A 16,030-nucleotide genomic window follows, 5' to 3' on the forward strand; every position below is an offset into this window, starting at 1 on the left:
TTCTAGACCATCTTGGATAACGTCGAATCGACGATCATTTCGCAATACGCGAACAGCCCGACGCTCGTACAGCTGATTCAGAACATGAACGGCTATATCGACCCGTCGGCTGATATCGACGCGTTCTACAGCATGGTGTGGGACATCGATAGCGCGCAAGGATTCGGCCTTGATATCTGGGGAAAAATTGTCGGGCTCGATAACGGTCGACTGCTCAAGATCCCCAGCGCAGAACTGAAGCTCGGGTTCGCCGAAGCGGGCACCGCGAGCGCGACGCCATTCGGATCGGGCGTGTTCTATACGGGAAGCACCGTCACGCAGAGCTATTACCTGGGCGACGACGCGTTCCGTGTGCTCATCCTCGTCAAGGCAATGGCGAACATCTCGGACGGTTCGATCCCGAGCTACAACCAGTTGCTGCAAAACCTTTTCGCAGGTCGTGGGCGTTGTTATGTGAGCGACCTCGGCAATATGCAGATGCGCTACACGTTCGAGTTTTATCTCGAACCCTACGAAGTCGCCATTCTCACGCAGTCCGGCGCAATGCCACGCCCGACTGGCGTTCTCGCTTCGATCATGCAGGTGCCATTGCCGAACGTTTTCGGCTTCGCGGAAGCGGGCAGTGCATCAGCCGCACCATTCGGCCAAGGCTCATTCTTCACCGGAGTTCAATATGCAAGCTAGCCAGACCCCGACTCTCGTCCCGCTCGCGTTCGCGGCCAATGGCACGAAGAACACGATCCCGGAGGCATCACAGATCACGGTGACGCCCGGCGCCGCGTCGCTCAACGATGGCTTCCCGCCGCTCACGTTCACGCCGGTCGCGGCGGGCGGCGTGCCGCCGTTCGGCGCAGACTTCAACGGCATCCTGAACCTGATCACCGCGTCGATCCGCTGGGCACACGGCGGCGGCCGCTACGCGTACAGTTCGGCTTTCGTCGCCGACGCGAATGTTGGCGGCTATCCGCAGGGTGCTGTGCTCATGAGCGCGGATCTGCAAGGCTCGTGGCTCAGCCTCAACGATTCGAACACCGACAACCCCGATACTGGCGCGGGCACGAAGTGGGTGCCGCAGCATGCTTACGGCGCGACGGCCATCACGGGGCTCACGAACACGAACGTGACGCTCACGCCTGCGCAGGCGATGAAGAAGCGCATCACGCTCGCAGGCACGTTGACGGCGAACGTGCAGATCATCTTCCCGACGTGGGTGGGCGAGTGGAATGTCGTGAACAACACGACTGGCGCTTTCTCGGTGACGGCAAAGACTGCGAGCGGCGGCGGTCTCGTGCTCGCGCCAGGCCAGCAAAAAGTTACCGGCGATGGCACGAACATCACTCAGCCGTCGGAAAGCATCGCATCGGCCACTTCAATCCAGCAAGCCGTCAATCTCGCGCAATTGCAGGCGCAGGCGAATGGCGCGGCGGGAGCCACGACGCTGAGCGCAAATACGACCCTAACGGCCGCATCGGCAGGGCAAATCATCCGTCTTTCGGCAGGCGCCCAGCTCACGTTGCCCGTTGCCAGCACGATGGTTACACAAGGCCTCAAGATCGTGAACTATGGGGCCGTCCCTGCCACGGTAGTAACCCAAAGCACCGACGTATTTGTGAACGCCGGAAGCACGCCCACGACAATCACGCTACAACCAGGCGACGATCTGCGTGTCGTTGCTCGCGCGCCCTCCACCAGTACCGGCTGGGATTTGGTTGATGGCTCAGCCCTCCGCCAATTCAACCCGCTCGTCGTAGCAGCCGCCACGGCGAATAACCACGCGCCGCAGATGTCGCAGGTAGCAGGTGTGGTTGGCAGCGTGCGCAATTTCGCGATGACCGTCTCGGCCGCTGCGGTCTCTAACACGCCGACGGCTGACGAAATCGTTGTCGAGACCGCGCTCGGCGGCATTCGGTACTGCTTGTCGTCGTTCAGCAAGACGATCAACCTCGCGACGACTGGCGCGGGCGGGATGGATACCGGAAGCGCGCCAGCATCTGGATTCGTTGCGCTCTATGCGATCTACAACCCGTCCAATGGTGCGAGCGCATTGCTCGCGACGAACGCAACGAGTGCTGCTGCGCCGAGCGTGTACGGTGGGGCGAACATGCCGAGCGGCTACACAGCGAGCGCGCTCGTCAGCGTATGGCCGACCAATGCGAGCAGCCAATTGATCGTCGGCGTTCAGCGCGATCGAGCGATCAGCATTGTTGGCTCGTATGCTGTTCAAAGCACCTCGCCTCCGGCGACCTTCACGAGCCTGTCGCTGTCATCAATCGTGCCGAAGAATGCCGTCACCGTTTCTGGGCAGTTGCAGATCAAATCGACGTCGACCAGCACCATGGCTATTTCGATTGCCAGCGATGTCAATGGAAGTGGGCAACAGAACTTGAGCGGTTACGGCGCAAGCGCTGGAAGCTCGATCATCGACAACTTCGCGGACGTGCTTGTCGCCTCTGCTCAGACCCTCTACTACAGCGCGCAGAACAGTTCGGGAACACCGACGGCCAGCGTTTATATCAACGGTTACAAGTTTTGAGGTCGGTTGATGCAGCAGAGCGCCCGCGACCGGTTATCCGCTTGCCAAGCCGGATCGCCGGACGCTCGATAAACGCGTAGCTAATGCTGGCCACAATCGCGAGTAGCACGCTGCAAGCAATTGCGCTGATCCAGTACAGCAGGGGAGTTTGATACGCCCACGACCGGACGAATGGCAGGGCATAGAAACCCGTAATTGCGAGCCCCTGTCCGAGATAGACGCTGTAGCTAATGTTACCGAGGCGCTCTGCCGCAGGCGTGGTCAGCAGGCCAAACAGCGAATTGCCAGACGACACGATCGTAAAGAAAATCGCCAGTCCGACGATCTGAGGCACATGCCCATACGTCGAAGGGGACGTGTGCACCGCCGCCACGAGCGCAGCGATTGCGAGGATCGCTGATACCTTGCCTTCAGCCTTATACCCCTTCACGCCAAGCGACGCGGCCAGCGCGCCGGACGCGAACAACAGGCAAAAGCCGGGAATGGCCAAGCCTGGGTGGGTACAGGCTGCGAAGACCGCGAACGCTGCGGCTGCCACAAACAGATGGATCTTGCGGCGAGCCACAAAAGACAGTGCGACTAGCGACGCGTAGAACGCCCACTCATAGCCGATTGTCCACGTGACGCCAGCGAGCACCAGATTGGCGTGAGCGTCACCGTTCAGAGGGATCTGCGCGCCGCCAATGCCGAGCGCCAACCAGCGTCCTACCGAGGTCATAAGTTCGTGGATCGGGACGTTCAAGCGATAGCCGGTGCGGTGGGCGACGACGGCGAACATGCACAGAACGACAACGAGATACATCGGCGCGATGCGGAAGAATCGACCGACGTAGAGCCGTGGGAGATCCGTGCGCCCATCGTCGACCACAAGGCGTCGCCAGAAAAGGTAGCCGGTCACCATAAAGAACATGGCGACGCTGGCCTCGCCGAGCTGGTTGTAAAAACCCGACGGCAGCCATCCCCATATGCCGTCGAAGTGATACTTGTAGGCGGTAACGAGGTGATGCACAACGACGCTCAACGCGAGAATGCCGCGCAACCCGTCGAGTGACTGAACCCGGCGCGCGACACCGGGATTGATCGGTTCATCGACATGCGAAAAGGCGGGCAGCGTCATCACCGCGAGGACCGCCGCTAGGACGACAAAATAAGGCCAAGTCGTGTAGATACTCACTGAGCAGGCGTCGCAATAGGAAGGTTGATCCACGCCATGCCGATATCTCGATTCAGGTTCCCATCGAGCCCCGTACGCAAGACAGGAGATTTATCGCCGTCGTAGAAAAGCGCGAGACGATCGCCAACCTGCAGAACTGAAGGAATTCCGATCACGTTTTTCGACCAATTCGAGGCCTGACCGTCCATCACTACGGCCTTGTTTGCAGCATTCCATTGGGTCGGATCTTTTGTCCAATAGACCCATGCGGCGTCGCCGATCTCCGATCCGTTGTTCAGCCCTATGTGGTCGACAAACATGAAATATGTGCCGGTGGACTGCTGGAGCCAGACGACCGCGTTTTCAATCTGCTCCGTCGCCGGAAGAGCAGGCTGGGAGTCAGGTTTCCATGGGCCGTCAAGCGATGAGGAGCGGGCAATCCCAATCGTTCGCATCATCTTCCCGTCGACAATCTGCCCGGCGCTGAAAAACTGCAGGCTTTGACCTTGATACGTAACGATTGAGCCCGGCGACGCGGTATCAGCGTAGTAGGTGCCGGCCTGCGTATCGATCAACGGTCCGGGTGCTTTTGTCCACGGTCCGCTCGGAGCGGACGCCGTGGCAAGCATAGCCTTGTACGGCGCGAGGGGCACAACCGGCGAACTGCTCTGCGACGTGGACGTCGTGTAGTACATGCGCCACTGTTGTCCGTCGAAGAACGTCTGTGCATAGCAAACGCAGTCGGAGTCAGGCGATCCGGCGTTGCCAAGCGGCACGATGTTGCCTTTCACCGTCCAGGCAGTCAGATTGTCGCTCGTTGCAAGAACGGTGTTCCAAGATGGTCCGCCAGAGCCATCGTAAGTCATGAAGTACGTCGAGCCGCTCTGGTAGACGTACACGTCTCTCGCGCCGAGCGAATCGACGCCGCCGGGCGCGGTGCCATGCGGAAGCACGACGCCGTAGTCGGTTGATGGAACTCGCAGAGAGGTCGATGGGCGTCCATCGGCGTATTGGACGGGAGTCGTGGGCACGATCTGCGCACCCGTTTGAGCCTGCGCCGAAGTAGTCGTCTGCGATGACGACGATGAGCCACCGCCGCCGCCACAGCCGCTACAAGCCATGACGAACATACCGAGGAATGAAACGATGATGCCACGAGCCATGAGGTCTTTTGCCCTGTGATTTTTCAAGCGCGAGATGATGCCGCGCGCACAATTTGCGACGACTACGCGTCCCTTGGACTCATATCCACGCTCGCGCCCACCTGACGGCACCACTCGAACACCTCGACGACGGTCGCGTCCGGGTTGACGACGGCGCCGGCCAGGAAAAGCATAGGCAGGCTCATTTCGCGGGGTTCGCTGCCGCCGCAGTACTTGTGCCATTGCTGCGCACTTGCGAGCCCAAATAGGTCGGCCATCTGCTTGCCGGACAGGTTCAGGCGCTCTTTCAGATCCCGCAGGTTTTGCGGGCTGGGTGGCGTGTATCGAATTGACATCGAAATAGGGGCGCGCCGCGCGCGGGCGAAAAGTGAGCTTCATGGTGATCGTCCTTTCGGAGTGGCGGGCAGTCGCGGAGAGCGCGCCCAACGAGGTCAGATTAGTTCCTTAAGGGAACTCATGTCAAGCACGATCTTCGCCGCGCTGACGTGCAAATGCGACGGCAAACGATAGCGCTGTGCGCCTCATTTAATCGCGAGAAAACCATTGGATTTAATCGTAGATAATCACGGCATTCATCTACCTATAAATCCGTGTGGGGTTTTATGTCTCAGGGCCAAAATGCTGCGAATAATCCGGCTTCATGGCTGGTTAGCATTAAGACCGTAATTGCCATTATTGCCGGTGTTTTATCGATTTTGACGGCACTGGTAGGTGCTTCAGCGTGGTGTATCGGGCTTTATTCGGGCCTCTCGAACCGTGTCACGGTGCTTGAGCAGAGCAATCAGGCGATGCGTGATGACCTGAAGGACATTAAAGGCATGGTTTTGCAGCTGGTATCAAATTCAGCCGCGAATCGGCCTGATACAAGACGGTGGACGAAATAAATGATCTGGAAAATCACTCTCGCAGATGATTGGCAGCGTCTTCATCGACGCGGCACCGTGATCGTGTCCGGTGCATTCGGCCTCGTCTCGGCATTCGGCCCGGTGCTGCGCGACGCGTGGCGCAGCATGCCGGACGACCTCAAGACCGTGATCCCCGCGCACGTGCAGCAGGCAATCGCCTACGCGATTCTCTTCGCAACGATCATCGGTGTGCGTTACACGACGGTACGTCGCGGCGCGCCGCCGGCAGACGGGCAGGGCGACCACGATGGCACTCAGTGACCTGTTCGCGATGATTGCGCGGTTGTTCGGCGCGCGCGCGGCGCAGGCGCCCGTAGCGGAAACGCAGCCGCCGTCAGTTTCGCCAAGTAGCGCGTCGAGCGCTGTACCGGAGCCTGTTCCAGTGACGCCGCCGCCCAGTGCCGCGCCCACGCCGACTGGAACGCCGACGGTGAAGCCTGAACCACCTGGCGTTCCAGCGACCGAGCCAACGTGGCTTGATCTCTGCCGACCGCTGACGCAGTTCTCGGAGAACTGCTACCTGACCGCCTATCCCGATCCTGCGTCGCCGCTTGCGAAGGCGCTCCAGGCGCGCGGTATCTGGCCGAAGGTGCTGGGCGGCATGCCGATTCCCGCCGACGAGGTGCTGCGCAAGCTCAGCGGCGCGCCGTGGACGTGCGGCTGGGGGCAAACCGGGCCGGACGTGAAGCAGGGCACTGTCTGGACGCAGGCACAGGCCGACGCGCGGCTCGAACAGACGCTCGCGCATTGCGGCGACGACATCGACTTCGCGGTGAAGGTCTCGCTGATCGCGCGCGAGAAGGCTGCTCTGGCCGACCTTCGCTACAACATCGGCGTCGGTGCATTCGGCTCGTCGACACTGCTGCGCCTGCTGAACGGCGGCGATCGCGCGGGCGCGGCCGCACAGTTCGCCGTCTGGAACAAGTCGGGCGGCGTTGTCGTATCCGGCCTCGTTGCGCGCCGCAAGCGCGAGACCGATCTCTTTCTCACCGGAACGTGGAGCAAGTCATGACCTTGATCGTCGGATTCCTGGTCGCGCACATGGGCGCGATCCTCGGTGGCCTCATGGGCGCCAGCGGCGTCATCTTCGGCATGTTTCGTCATCAGCAGGCAAAGGCGGCTACCGCCGCCGCGGGCGAGCAGGTAGCGCAGGCTAACCAGAAGGTGGCCGATAACCAGAACGCCGAAGCCCAGGCGAACGCCGCAGCCGCACAGGCGGGCGCGAAGGCAGTTTCAGGAGCCAGCAATGCGCAATCTGATGTGGATGCTTTGCCTGACGGCGGTGCTGCAAGCGAGCTGCTCAACGAGTGGAGCAGGCCAGGCGAAGACGCCGGCCGCGGCGGCAGCGCCGGAGGTGGTAACCCGAACGCGGGTCATTGACAGCGGCTGCGACTGGACCAAGCCGATTCTTGTCAGCAAGACCGACATTCTCAGCGACGACACTGCGCGTCAGATCCTCGCGCACAACCTCGCGGGCGTGAAGAACTGCGGCTGGAAAGCGCCCGGCAAGTAGCTTCGATACAGCCCATAGCCTGTATTTCACCGATACAGGGTATGGGCTGTATTTTTTGAATATCGTCGTGGAAGATATTTCAATTGGAGGTCTCCTGCGCACGTGTCACGTATTCTGTGCTGGTTGTTTCTACTTTTTAATACTGTTCGAGATCAGTATGGGCCGCCCGAAGCGGCCCCAATCCCTCCGTAATAAGTTCGCCCATAATCCTTCCGAGCGCTATCTGACATGCCATGAGTTCATCCTCGGGAAGTCGGGTGGCGATCTCCAACAGAGCATCGTTTAGATCTCGCCTCGACTTCAGAAGAGCGGCATTCATCTTTTCGGCCAGGATCCTGTTAGAGATCATGGCGTTGCCTTTTTTTCGTCGGGATCTTTGCCACTTGAAAGACCATGCGGGCAACCTTTGCCATCTTCACAGGCTTGCATACACCTGTCGAAGGTGGTACCGAAGTCGGTCGTAGGCAAGACCTTGTGGCAGTGTTCGATGCACTGATTTTTTACCTCCCTGCAACGCGGAGTTGGGTTCGCCATTCCAACAGCGCTGGCTGCCTGTTGAGTTGGAGTCGGTAATCCTCCATAGGCGGTCGCGATGACCGTGGCAACGGACGCTGTAGCCAGAATTGCACCAAGCGCGATCGTCAACTTCCTCATCTCACTCTCCATAGAACGGCCGTGATGACTGCTGGTACGCAGTCGATCCGAGCCTGATGCGCACCGAAATTGATGCGCGCAGGCAGTCTATTGGCTTATGCGCAGTGAGATTTAGAGGTGACTTTCAGATCGAGGGGGCACGTCCGTGTCGCCTTGATCTATATCAAGAAACTGGGTGATGTGACGTGAGGATAGGCTGATATGTAGCGATTCTTGACGGCGGGAGCGTGACCAAACTGTGCCCACGCGTAGGTCACAAATCGAAGTAAACTGGCACATCCTTGGCTGACCGGCGCGGGATGTTTATTGAAAAATAAGCCTTTTTTGCAACTATCGGGCTTCTGCAACTTATGAGGTCGGCGTTGGAGTCGAGGTGCAGCTTGCGCATGGCGGCGCGCTTTTGTGTGGCGACGGTGGTGACCGAGCGATTGAGCCGCTTCGAGATTTCGGTGACGCTCAGGCCCAGCGCGAACAGGCGCACGACTTCGAGTTCGCGCGGCGAGAGCGGGTTGCTGCGGCGGAAGTCGTCGGCGGTCGAGCCTTCTATCGCGAGGCGCTCGGCGATACGCGCGGACAACGTGGTGCCCGGCTCGACCAGCGCGCGACGGCAGACGTCGGCAAGCGTCGGAATCGGCTCGTCCTTGCCGACCAGGCCCGCTACGCCCAGTTCCGCGAGCTCGTGCAGGATGCCGCCGTTGGTGAGCATCGTGAACACCACGACGGGCAGATCAGGGTAAAGCCGCCGTACGCGGCCGATCAGGCGCAGGCCGTCTTCGTCTTCGAGCTCGCCTTGCATCGAAAAGTCCGTCACGAGCAGATCGCACGGCATCTTGCGCAGGATATCGACGAGGTTCGCGCCCGAGTCCGCGGTCGCTACGACGCGGTGGCCCGGCAACTGGTCGAGATAATCGGTGATAGCCGTCAGGACGACTGGGTGGTCGTCGGCCACTACGATCCGCAGGTCTTGCGTGGCATTCGTCATGGGCGTGAGCGTGTTGCCTGGCATTCGCAGTCTGGTGGGCGGCGTGCATCGCCGGGCCTGCATACCGTTCAGCATTTTCTGAAGGTTATCCCATTTTATGCTGACAGTATGCAAGCTTGGTTCTTGGCGCTTTGTCGGGCGACTAGCGGCCTGAGCGGCTTGCTTCGGCAACCTCGCGTCCGATACGGGGCACCGCCGGGACACCAGAGGGCGCCACGGCGCTGCGCAGGCTGGCGAGGCTGAACACCAGCGCCCAGAGCGCCATCGTCCAACCCAGCACGCCGCCCGCTGCGATCAGCCAGAAGTTGGCCTTCGGCTCGTGCCACAGCAGAAAAAGTGCTGCGAAAAAAGCGACGTAGAACAGCGGCAGCAGATAGATGCCCAGGCGGCTGGCCCATTCGCAGGCGCTCAGCGCCCACGACATGGGCGTGGAGAAACTCGGACGAAGCGGGGCGGCGGACATGGCAGAGGCTCTATCGGGTGGTTAGAAAACGTGACGAGCGATGTCTTGCTGGCCACGATTCAACTTTAGCGACGCGCACTGACAGGGAAAATCGGATGATTCTGAGAAATAACGGAGATTCAATGTAGGAAATGCGCGCGAGACGCTGGGCACTCTGGCAGCCGGGCTTTCCCTAAGACAGCGAACTTCATGCGCGGCGCATGGTCGTAACCCGCCAGGGAAGCGAGCGTGGTCGCCGCTGCCGCCCAGGCGAATCGTGCGTCGTCGCAACGCCGGTTCACGACCCGACGGTGCGGCCGGCGACCACACGCGCTATCCTGTTGCGCCGCGCCATGGCGTCCCGGAACGCGATGTGCGCGGGGATCATCGAAGAACCGCTTCTACAGGAACATCTCAATGCGCCGACGTCAATTTCTTCTCAGCTCCAGCGCCGCGGTCGCCGCGAGCGGCCTCGCTCTCGCCGGTTGCACGACGACCCCGTTGGGATCGGGCAATAGCGCGGCCCAGAACGCCGCCAAGCGCAATTCGATCGACGCCAGCGTGGACGCCACGCTCACCCGCCTGTTCAACACCGTGACGGGCTCGCAGGAGCTCATCTCGAAGGCGAGCGGCGTGCTCGTGTTCCCGAGCGTGATCTCGGCGGGTTTCTGGATCGGCGGCCAGTACGGCACCGGCGCGCTGCGCGTGGGCGGCCGCACCGATGGCTACTACAGCACGGTGGCGGGTTCGTTCGGCCTGCAGATCGGTGCGCAGTCCAAGGCCATCATCTTCGCGTTCATGAACCAGGGCGCGCTCGACGACTTCCTGAAGAGCCAGGGCTGGGCGGCGGGCGCGGACGCGACGGTCGCGGTCGTGACCGTGGGCGCGAACGGCAATGTCGATACGTCGACGGCGACCAGTCCCGTCGAAGCGTTCGTGTTGACCAACGCCGGCCTGATGGCGGGCGTCTCGCTCGAAGGCGTGAAGGTCTCGCGTCTCGTGATCTGAGCGGGCGCGCTGTCTGGCCGGCCTGGCCTGCAGGCACGCGGCCGGCCGTCAAAGCCGGTCGCGTTCGCGCGCTGGCATAATCGCCGCGCGCACCGCGAAGCAGACAGGGAGACGACACGATGAGCGAAACGGCCAACCCGACTTTCAGCCGTCAGCACAAGATTCATTTTTCGGAATGCGATCCGGCCGGGATCGTGTTCTATCCGCAGTATTTCGTGCTGTTCAACGATCTGGTCGAGGCCTGGATCGACGAACTGATGCCCGAGGGCTATCACGACATTCTCGGCGCACGGCGCGTGGGCATGCCCACGGTTCACCTCGACGTGGACTTCAAGGCGGTCAGCAAGATGGGCGACCGGGTGACGCTTGCGCTCTACGTCCAGCGTGTGGGGCAGGCGTCGCTGTCGCTGGCGTGGGCCTGCACGGGCAGCGACGGCGTGTTGCGCATGAGCGCGACGCAGACCATCGTCACGACGTCGCTCGACACGCACAAGGCCATCGCCATCCCCGACGATCTGCGCGAGGCGATCGTCGCTTCAGCGGCCCGCGCAGGCGCTTGAGGCAAATTAGCCCAGCGCGTTTTGCAGCGTCGCGAAGGTGCGCTCGTCGGTGCGGTCGAAGTGCAGCGGCGTCACCGACACGCTGCCCGAATTGACGACGGCCGTTTCGGAATCCGGCCCGTTCTCGCGCGGCCCGCGATGAAAGCGCAGCCAGTGATAGTCGATGCCGCGCGGATCGATCTGCGGGACGACATCGATGCCTTGCACAAGGCCCACGCCCTGGCGCGAGACGGTCAGCGGGCCGGCAGCGCTCGCGTCGACATCGGGGAAATTCACGTTCAGGCAGACCGGCGCGTCGTGCGAAACGGCCGCCAGGCGGCGAATCACATCGGGCGCAAGCGCGCGGGCGGTGTCCCAGCGCACGTGCTCGCGATCGCGGAAGGCCTGGCTCAACGCGATCGACGGCAGGCCGAGTAGCAGGCCCGTCATGGCCGCGCCCACGGTGCCCGAGAACATGGTCTCGACGCCCAGGTTCGCCCCGCGATTGATCCCCGAAAGCACGAGCGAAGGCGTCACGTCGCCCATCAGGTGACGCACGGCCATCACCACGCAGTCGCCTGGCGTGCCCATCACGCCGAAGCGGCGCTCGCCGCGCCGGCTCACGCGCAGCGGCGAATGCAGGCTGATCGAATGGGAGGTGCCGCTCTGGTCGTGTTCAGGCGCGACGACCCACACTTCATGCGCGAGTTCGGCGGCGACGGCTTCGAGGATCGCGAGGCCGGGCGCATCGATGCCGTCATCGTTGGTGAGGAGCACACAGGGGAGTTTCGAATCGGGTGCGGACATGGCAAGTCTCTTTCAGGGGAGGAAGGCAGGCGGATGCAGCAGCGGACATTATGGGAGAAGCCGCGCTATTTCGCGACGGATCAAGACGCAATGGATATAGACTAGCGCGCAGCGGACGTCGCCTCCTGCCGGGCGTGCGGGCTGCGAGCCCTTGTTTTATGTATCCATCCCGTTGTTGCGGCGCTTGCCGCGAGGAGACCCCGTGAAGCCCCAAGACTCGCCAGATATCGCTCGCGCGCTCTTTATCATCGCGATCCTCTGCGCATTGACGGTCGGTTCTCTCTACGTCATGCGTCCATTCCTGCCGGGCCTGATCTGGGCGACGATGATCGTGGTCGCGACCTGGCCCGCGATGCTCGCCGTCGAGCGCCGTTGCGGCAAGCGGCGTGGCATCGCTACGCTCGTCATGCTGCTGATCCTGCTGGTCGTGATCGTGCTGCCCTTGTACTCGGCGATCTCCACGCTCGCCGAGCACGGCGGCGAGATCATGGGCCTGATCCGCAACCTGCCCAGCTACACGTTGCCACCGCCCCCCATGTGGATTCACGACCTGCCGATGATCGGCACGCGCATCGCGGGCGAATGGCAGACGCTGTCCGATGCCGGCCCCGGCGGCCTGCTCGCGCGACTCGAACCTTACGTGTCCATCGCGGCGCACTGGCTCATCGGCCATGCGGCTTCGGTTGGCGTGTTCGTGATCCACATGGTCGTGACCGTCATCATCACCGGCATTCTCTACATGCAGGGAGAAAAGGCCGCCGCGTACGTGCTGCGCTTCGCGCAACGCGTCGGCCCGCGTTATGGCGAGGAGGCCGTGCGCCTGGCCGGCGCGGCGATTCGCGCGGTCGCACTCGGCATTGTCGTGACGGCGGTGCTGCAATCGGCGCTGGGCGGCATTGGCCTGGCGATTGCCGGTGTGCCGGGCGCGGGCGTGCTCACCGCGCTCATGCTGATGCTTTGTCTTGCGCAGATCGGGCCGGGCCTGCCGCTGTTCGGCGGCGCGATCTGGCTGTTCATGCACGACTCGCATGTCGCTGCGATCCTGCTGGCCGTCTGGTCGGTGATGGTCGTGATGCTCGACAATTTCGTGCGCCCGGTGCTGATCCGGCGCGGCGTGAATCTTTCGATGCTGCTGATCCTTTCGGGCGTGCTGGGCGGCATGTTCGCGTTTGGCATCGTGGGGCTGTTCATCGGCCCGGTCATTCTTGCCGTGTCGTCCACGCTGCTGTCTGCCTGGATCAACACGCCTGCGGCCCCCGCCGCCGACGCCTGACGCTGTTATTTTCCGCGCATCGAGACGAAAAAAGTCTCGATGCGCGGATTCATCAGATCGTTTCTTCCCCCTTCGCTTCCCCCCTCCCACAGCCAGGCAGCTTAACGACACGCCCGTTCATTCGACGTTAGGATGACGGCTGGACTTCGCTTTGCTCTTGCGTTCTTCGCGTTCACTTGCGCTCATCTGCGCCGATTCGCTGCACACGTCGTCCCGTTTCCTCGGAGCGCTCGCGTGGGCACGCGCGGCGCCGCGCTTCCAGGAGGGGAAATGGCTCAGTTCAACTGCGACATATGCGGCGTGCGGCCCGCGACCGTGCGGGTAGCCGTGTTGCAGGACGGCAGGCGGCGCTTTCTCGACGTCTGCGATTACCACTACAACCAGCTCACGCGCCATCAGCGCACGCTAAGCCCGCTTGAGTCGCTGTTCCGCGCCGCGCAGCAACAGGCGGAAGCAGCGCCCGGCGAACCTCCCACGCAGACGATGGAAGCAGGCGACGGCGCCATTGTCGAGCGTCATTTCAGCGATGTCGCGCGCGAATTGCTGCAACGGGCCGCGGAACGCGCCCTGCAATTCGGCCGCCGCGAGGTCGATACCGAACACCTGCTGTACGAACTCGCTGGCAACGACGCGGGCGCGGCCATGCTCACGCGGCTGGGCATCGAGCCCACCGACGTGCGCGCCTTCATCGACGCCAATGCGCAGAAGCGCGACCCGATCGCCGCCGGCGACGAAGGCCGCGTGGCCGTATCGCCGCGCCTGAAGGGCGCGCTCGATCGCGCGTTTCTCATCTCGCGCGAACTGGGCCATAGCTACGTGGCGCCCGAGCATCTGCTGCTCGGTCTTGCGCAGGTGCCGGACAGCTTTGCGGGACATCTGCTGGCGCGCTACGGCGTGACGCCACAGAAAGTGCTGCAGCGTCTCGTCGAAGCGCAAGGCGACCCGCGCGAGCGGCCCGCCGCGAAAGCGCCCAGCCCCACGCCGCAGCTCGATCAATACAGCCGCGACCTCACCGCGCTCGCAAGCGAAGGCAAACTCGATCCCGTGATCGGGCGGTCGAGCGAAATCGAGACCGTCGTGGAAGTGCTGGCGCGGCGGCGCAAGAACAATCCCGTGCTGATCGGCGAACCGGGTGTGGGCAAGACCGCGATTGCCGAAGGGCTCGCTCAACGCATGCTCAACGGCGACGTGCCGGAATCGCTGCGCGGGCGTCGTCTTGTCGAACTCAACGTCAATGGCCTGATTGCAGGCGCGAAATATCGCGGCGAATTCGAGGAGCGCGTGAAGGGCGTGATGGAGGAAATCTCGGCGCAGCGCGAGAGCCTCGTGCTCTTTATCGATGAAGTGCACATGATCGTCGGCGCGGGACAGGGCGGCAGCGAAGGCGGCCTCGACATCGCCAACGTCTTCAAGCCCGCGATGGCGCGCGGCGAGCTCAACCTGATCGGCGCGACCACGCTTTCCGAGTACCAGAAGTACATCGAAAAAGACGCCGCCCTGGAGCGCCGCTTCCAGCCGGTGTTCGTCGCCGAGCCGAGCGTCGACCAGACCATCAACATCCTGCGCGGGCTGCGCGACAAGCTCGAAGTCCATCATCACGTGACGATCCGCGACGACGCGCTCGTTGCCGCCGCCGAACTCTCCGACCGCTATATCACCGGGCGCTTCCTGCCCGACAAGGCGATCGACCTCATCGACCAGGCCGCGGCGCGCGTGCATCTTTCGGCGACCTCGCGACCCGCGGCGATCCTCGAACTCGAAGCCGAACTCGCGCAGCTCAAACGCGAGCAGGACTACGCGGCCACGCGCAAGAACTTCGAGCGCGCCCACGCGCTGGACGAGCCGATCGCGGACAAGGAAAAGTCCCTCGTCGAAGCGACCGGGGAATGGAAGGGGCGGCTCGGTTCGGTGACCTCGGACGTGACGACCGAACAGGTTGCCGAAATCGTCTCGAAGCTCACGGGCGTGCCCGTCACGCAACTCACCGCCGAGGAACGCACGCGCCTGCTCGAAATGGAAAAGCGCCTGCACGAACGCGTGATCGGCCAGGAGCAGGCGATCGTCGCGGTGAGCGATGCGGTGCGCCGCTCGCGCGCGGGCTTGCGGCGCGGCAGGCGACCCACGGCGGTGTTCCTGTTCCTCGGGCCCACGGGCGTGGGCAAGACCGAACTGGCGAAGGCGCTGGCCGAAGTGGTGTTCGGCGACGAAGACGCCATCGTGCGGATCGACATGAGCGAATACATGGAGCGCCATGCGGTCTCGCGCCTGATCGGCTCGCCGCCGGGTTATGTCGGCCATGACGAAGGCGGCCAGTTGACCGAGCGCGTGCGCCGCCGGCCGTATTGCGTGATCCTGCTCGACGAAATCGAGAAAGCGCATCCGGATGTCTACAACGTGCTGTTGCAGGTATTCGACGATGGCCGCCTGACGGACGGCAAGGGCCGCGTGGTCGATTTCAGCAACACCGTGGTGATCGCGACGAGCAATCTCGGCTCGGAGTCGGTGTCCGGGCAGAAGCGCTCGGGGCCGGGATTCCTGGCCAGCGCCGACGCCTCGATGCAAGGCGCGGTGATGGGCGAGTTGCGCCAGCATTTCCGGCCGGAATTTCTCAACCGCATCGACGACATCATCATCTTCAAGCCGCTCACCGACGACGAACTGCGCTCGATCGTGCGCCTGCAGCTGGAGCAGGTGCGGCGCATGGCGCGCAGCCAGGATATCGACCTCACGTTCGACGAGAGCGTGGTGGACTATCTCGCCGCCGACGGCTACCGCCCCGAGTACGGGGCGCGCGAGCTGAAGCGGCAGATCCAGCAGAGCGTGGAGAACGAACTGGCGAAGGAAATGCTCAAGGGCGAGGTGAAGGAGGGCGCGAAGGTCGTGTGCCGGTACGACGCCACGCAAAAACAGCTGTCGTTTGCGCCCCAGACCTGAAGCCAGGGTTGCGACGAAAGTTTTCTCTTTATCGGACTGGAAACGACTGAACGCGGCGGCGAGACTCGAAATCTCGCCGCCGCGTTATTTTTTGCTGCGCCTAAATTGATACCAACATTATATG

18 protein-coding genes are annotated in these 16,030 nt (G+C 62.5%); 11 read left to right on the forward strand and 7 right to left on the reverse strand.

The window, feature by feature from the left end:
- The first annotated feature begins 12 nt into the window (after positions 1-12).
- Both BBA01S_RS03620 and BBA01S_RS47985 read left to right on the forward strand, forming a co-directional pair.
- The gene (locus tag BBA01S_RS03620; protein WP_027815233.1) at positions 13-684 is read left to right on the forward strand and encodes a DUF2612 domain-containing protein; all 672 of its coding nucleotides are present in this window, start codon (positions 13-15) and stop codon (positions 682-684) included.
- Complete coding sequence (locus BBA01S_RS47985) at positions 674-2,533, forward strand: hypothetical protein (RefSeq protein ID WP_245641412.1); 1,860 nt, start codon at positions 674-676, stop codon at positions 2,531-2,533. Before BBA01S_RS03620 ends, BBA01S_RS47985 begins: the two co-directional genes overlap by 11 nt.
- Here the strand turns inward: BBA01S_RS47985 and BBA01S_RS03635 are convergent.
- From BBA01S_RS03635 to BBA01S_RS03645, 3 genes are all read right to left on the reverse strand, one after another.
- Positions 2,514-3,740 (reverse strand): acyltransferase family protein, encoded by a 1,227-nt coding sequence (locus tag BBA01S_RS03635; protein ID WP_156965857.1) that lies wholly within the window; start codon positions 3,738-3,740, stop codon positions 2,514-2,516. The two genes, BBA01S_RS47985 and BBA01S_RS03635, sit on opposite strands and share 20 nt — an antisense overlap.
- Positions 3,704-4,849 (reverse strand): glycoside hydrolase family protein, encoded by a 1,146-nt coding sequence (locus BBA01S_RS39925; protein WP_052391662.1) that lies wholly within the window; start codon positions 4,847-4,849, stop codon positions 3,704-3,706. Before BBA01S_RS39925 ends, BBA01S_RS03635 begins: the two co-directional genes overlap by 37 nt.
- A gap of 62 nt (positions 4,850-4,911) precedes the next feature.
- Positions 4,912-5,184, reverse strand: a complete 273-nt coding sequence (locus BBA01S_RS03645) for a helix-turn-helix domain-containing protein (protein WP_042295878.1) — start codon at positions 5,182-5,184, stop codon at positions 4,912-4,914.
- Between the two features lie 267 nt (positions 5,185-5,451).
- On the opposite strand from BBA01S_RS03645, the gene BBA01S_RS46655 reads away from it, so the two are divergent.
- Genes BBA01S_RS46655 through BBA01S_RS47995 form a run of 5 tightly spaced genes read left to right on the forward strand, consistent with a single transcriptional unit; the run spans position 5,452 to position 7,267 of the window.
- Positions 5,452-5,733: a hypothetical protein gene (locus tag BBA01S_RS46655; protein ID WP_042295880.1), complete on the forward strand. Its 282-nt coding sequence runs from the start codon at positions 5,452-5,454 to the stop codon at positions 5,731-5,733.
- Positions 5,734-6,015, forward strand: coding sequence for a DUF7940 domain-containing protein (locus BBA01S_RS39930; protein ID WP_042295883.1), 282 nt, complete (start codon positions 5,734-5,736; stop codon positions 6,013-6,015). It abuts the gene before it with no gap.
- On the forward strand, positions 6,002-6,766 hold the full coding sequence (locus BBA01S_RS03660) for a lysozyme (protein ID WP_027815237.1): 765 nt from the start codon (positions 6,002-6,004) through the stop codon (positions 6,764-6,766). The genes BBA01S_RS39930 and BBA01S_RS03660 overlap by 14 nt, the downstream gene beginning before the upstream one ends.
- On the forward strand, positions 6,763-7,134 hold the full coding sequence (locus tag BBA01S_RS47990) for a hypothetical protein (RefSeq protein ID WP_245641413.1): 372 nt from the start codon (positions 6,763-6,765) through the stop codon (positions 7,132-7,134). The genes BBA01S_RS03660 and BBA01S_RS47990 overlap by 4 nt, the downstream gene beginning before the upstream one ends.
- Complete coding sequence (locus BBA01S_RS47995) at positions 7,109-7,267, forward strand: hypothetical protein (protein ID WP_245641414.1); 159 nt, start codon at positions 7,109-7,111, stop codon at positions 7,265-7,267. The genes BBA01S_RS47990 and BBA01S_RS47995 overlap by 26 nt, the downstream gene beginning before the upstream one ends.
- 345 nt (positions 7,268-7,612) lie before the next feature.
- On the opposite strand, the gene BBA01S_RS46660 is transcribed toward BBA01S_RS47995, so the two are convergent.
- The 3 genes from BBA01S_RS46660 to BBA01S_RS03680 all read right to left on the reverse strand — a co-directional run bounded on the left by BBA01S_RS46660 (position 7,613) and on the right by BBA01S_RS03680 (position 9,366).
- Complete coding sequence (locus tag BBA01S_RS46660; protein ID WP_156965858.1) at positions 7,613-7,921, reverse strand: hypothetical protein; 309 nt, start codon at positions 7,919-7,921, stop codon at positions 7,613-7,615.
- A gap of 253 nt (positions 7,922-8,174) precedes the next feature.
- The gene (locus BBA01S_RS39940) at positions 8,175-8,903 is read right to left on the reverse strand and encodes a response regulator transcription factor (protein WP_084161871.1); all 729 of its coding nucleotides are present in this window, start codon (positions 8,901-8,903) and stop codon (positions 8,175-8,177) included.
- A 142-nt stretch (positions 8,904-9,045) separates the two neighbouring features.
- Positions 9,046-9,366, reverse strand: coding sequence for a hypothetical protein (locus tag BBA01S_RS03680; protein ID WP_156965859.1), 321 nt, complete (start codon positions 9,364-9,366; stop codon positions 9,046-9,048).
- 396 nt (positions 9,367-9,762) lie between these two features.
- On the opposite strand from BBA01S_RS03680, the gene BBA01S_RS03690 reads away from it, so the two are divergent.
- Together BBA01S_RS03690 and BBA01S_RS03695 are read left to right on the forward strand one after the other, a co-directional pair.
- Entirely contained in the window at positions 9,763-10,353 is a 591-nt protein-coding gene (locus BBA01S_RS03690; protein ID WP_027815241.1) for a BPSL1445 family SYLF domain-containing lipoprotein, read from the forward strand.
- A 119-nt stretch (positions 10,354-10,472) separates the two neighbouring features.
- The gene (locus BBA01S_RS03695; protein WP_027815242.1) at positions 10,473-10,913 is read left to right on the forward strand and encodes an acyl-CoA thioesterase; all 441 of its coding nucleotides are present in this window, start codon (positions 10,473-10,475) and stop codon (positions 10,911-10,913) included.
- A 6-nt stretch (positions 10,914-10,919) separates the two neighbouring features.
- Here the strand turns inward: BBA01S_RS03695 and surE are convergent, their stop codons facing one another.
- Positions 10,920-11,699, reverse strand: coding sequence for a 5'/3'-nucleotidase SurE (surE, locus tag BBA01S_RS03700; RefSeq protein WP_027815243.1), 780 nt, complete (start codon positions 11,697-11,699; stop codon positions 10,920-10,922).
- A gap of 202 nt (positions 11,700-11,901) precedes the next feature.
- Between surE and ydiK the strand changes: the two genes are divergently transcribed.
- Both ydiK and BBA01S_RS03710 read left to right on the forward strand, forming a co-directional pair.
- Positions 11,902-12,972, forward strand: coding sequence for an AI-2E family transporter YdiK (gene ydiK, locus BBA01S_RS03705; protein ID WP_084161791.1), 1,071 nt, complete (start codon positions 11,902-11,904; stop codon positions 12,970-12,972).
- A gap of 270 nt (positions 12,973-13,242) precedes the next feature.
- On the forward strand, positions 13,243-15,906 hold the full coding sequence (locus tag BBA01S_RS03710) for an ATP-dependent Clp protease ATP-binding subunit (RefSeq protein ID WP_027815245.1): 2,664 nt from the start codon (positions 13,243-13,245) through the stop codon (positions 15,904-15,906).
- Positions 15,907-16,030 lie beyond the last annotated feature (124 nt).

Source organism: Paraburkholderia bannensis NBRC 103871 (assembly GCF_000685015.1).
Taxonomy (GTDB): Bacteria; Pseudomonadota; Gammaproteobacteria; order Burkholderiales; family Burkholderiaceae; genus Paraburkholderia; species Paraburkholderia bannensis.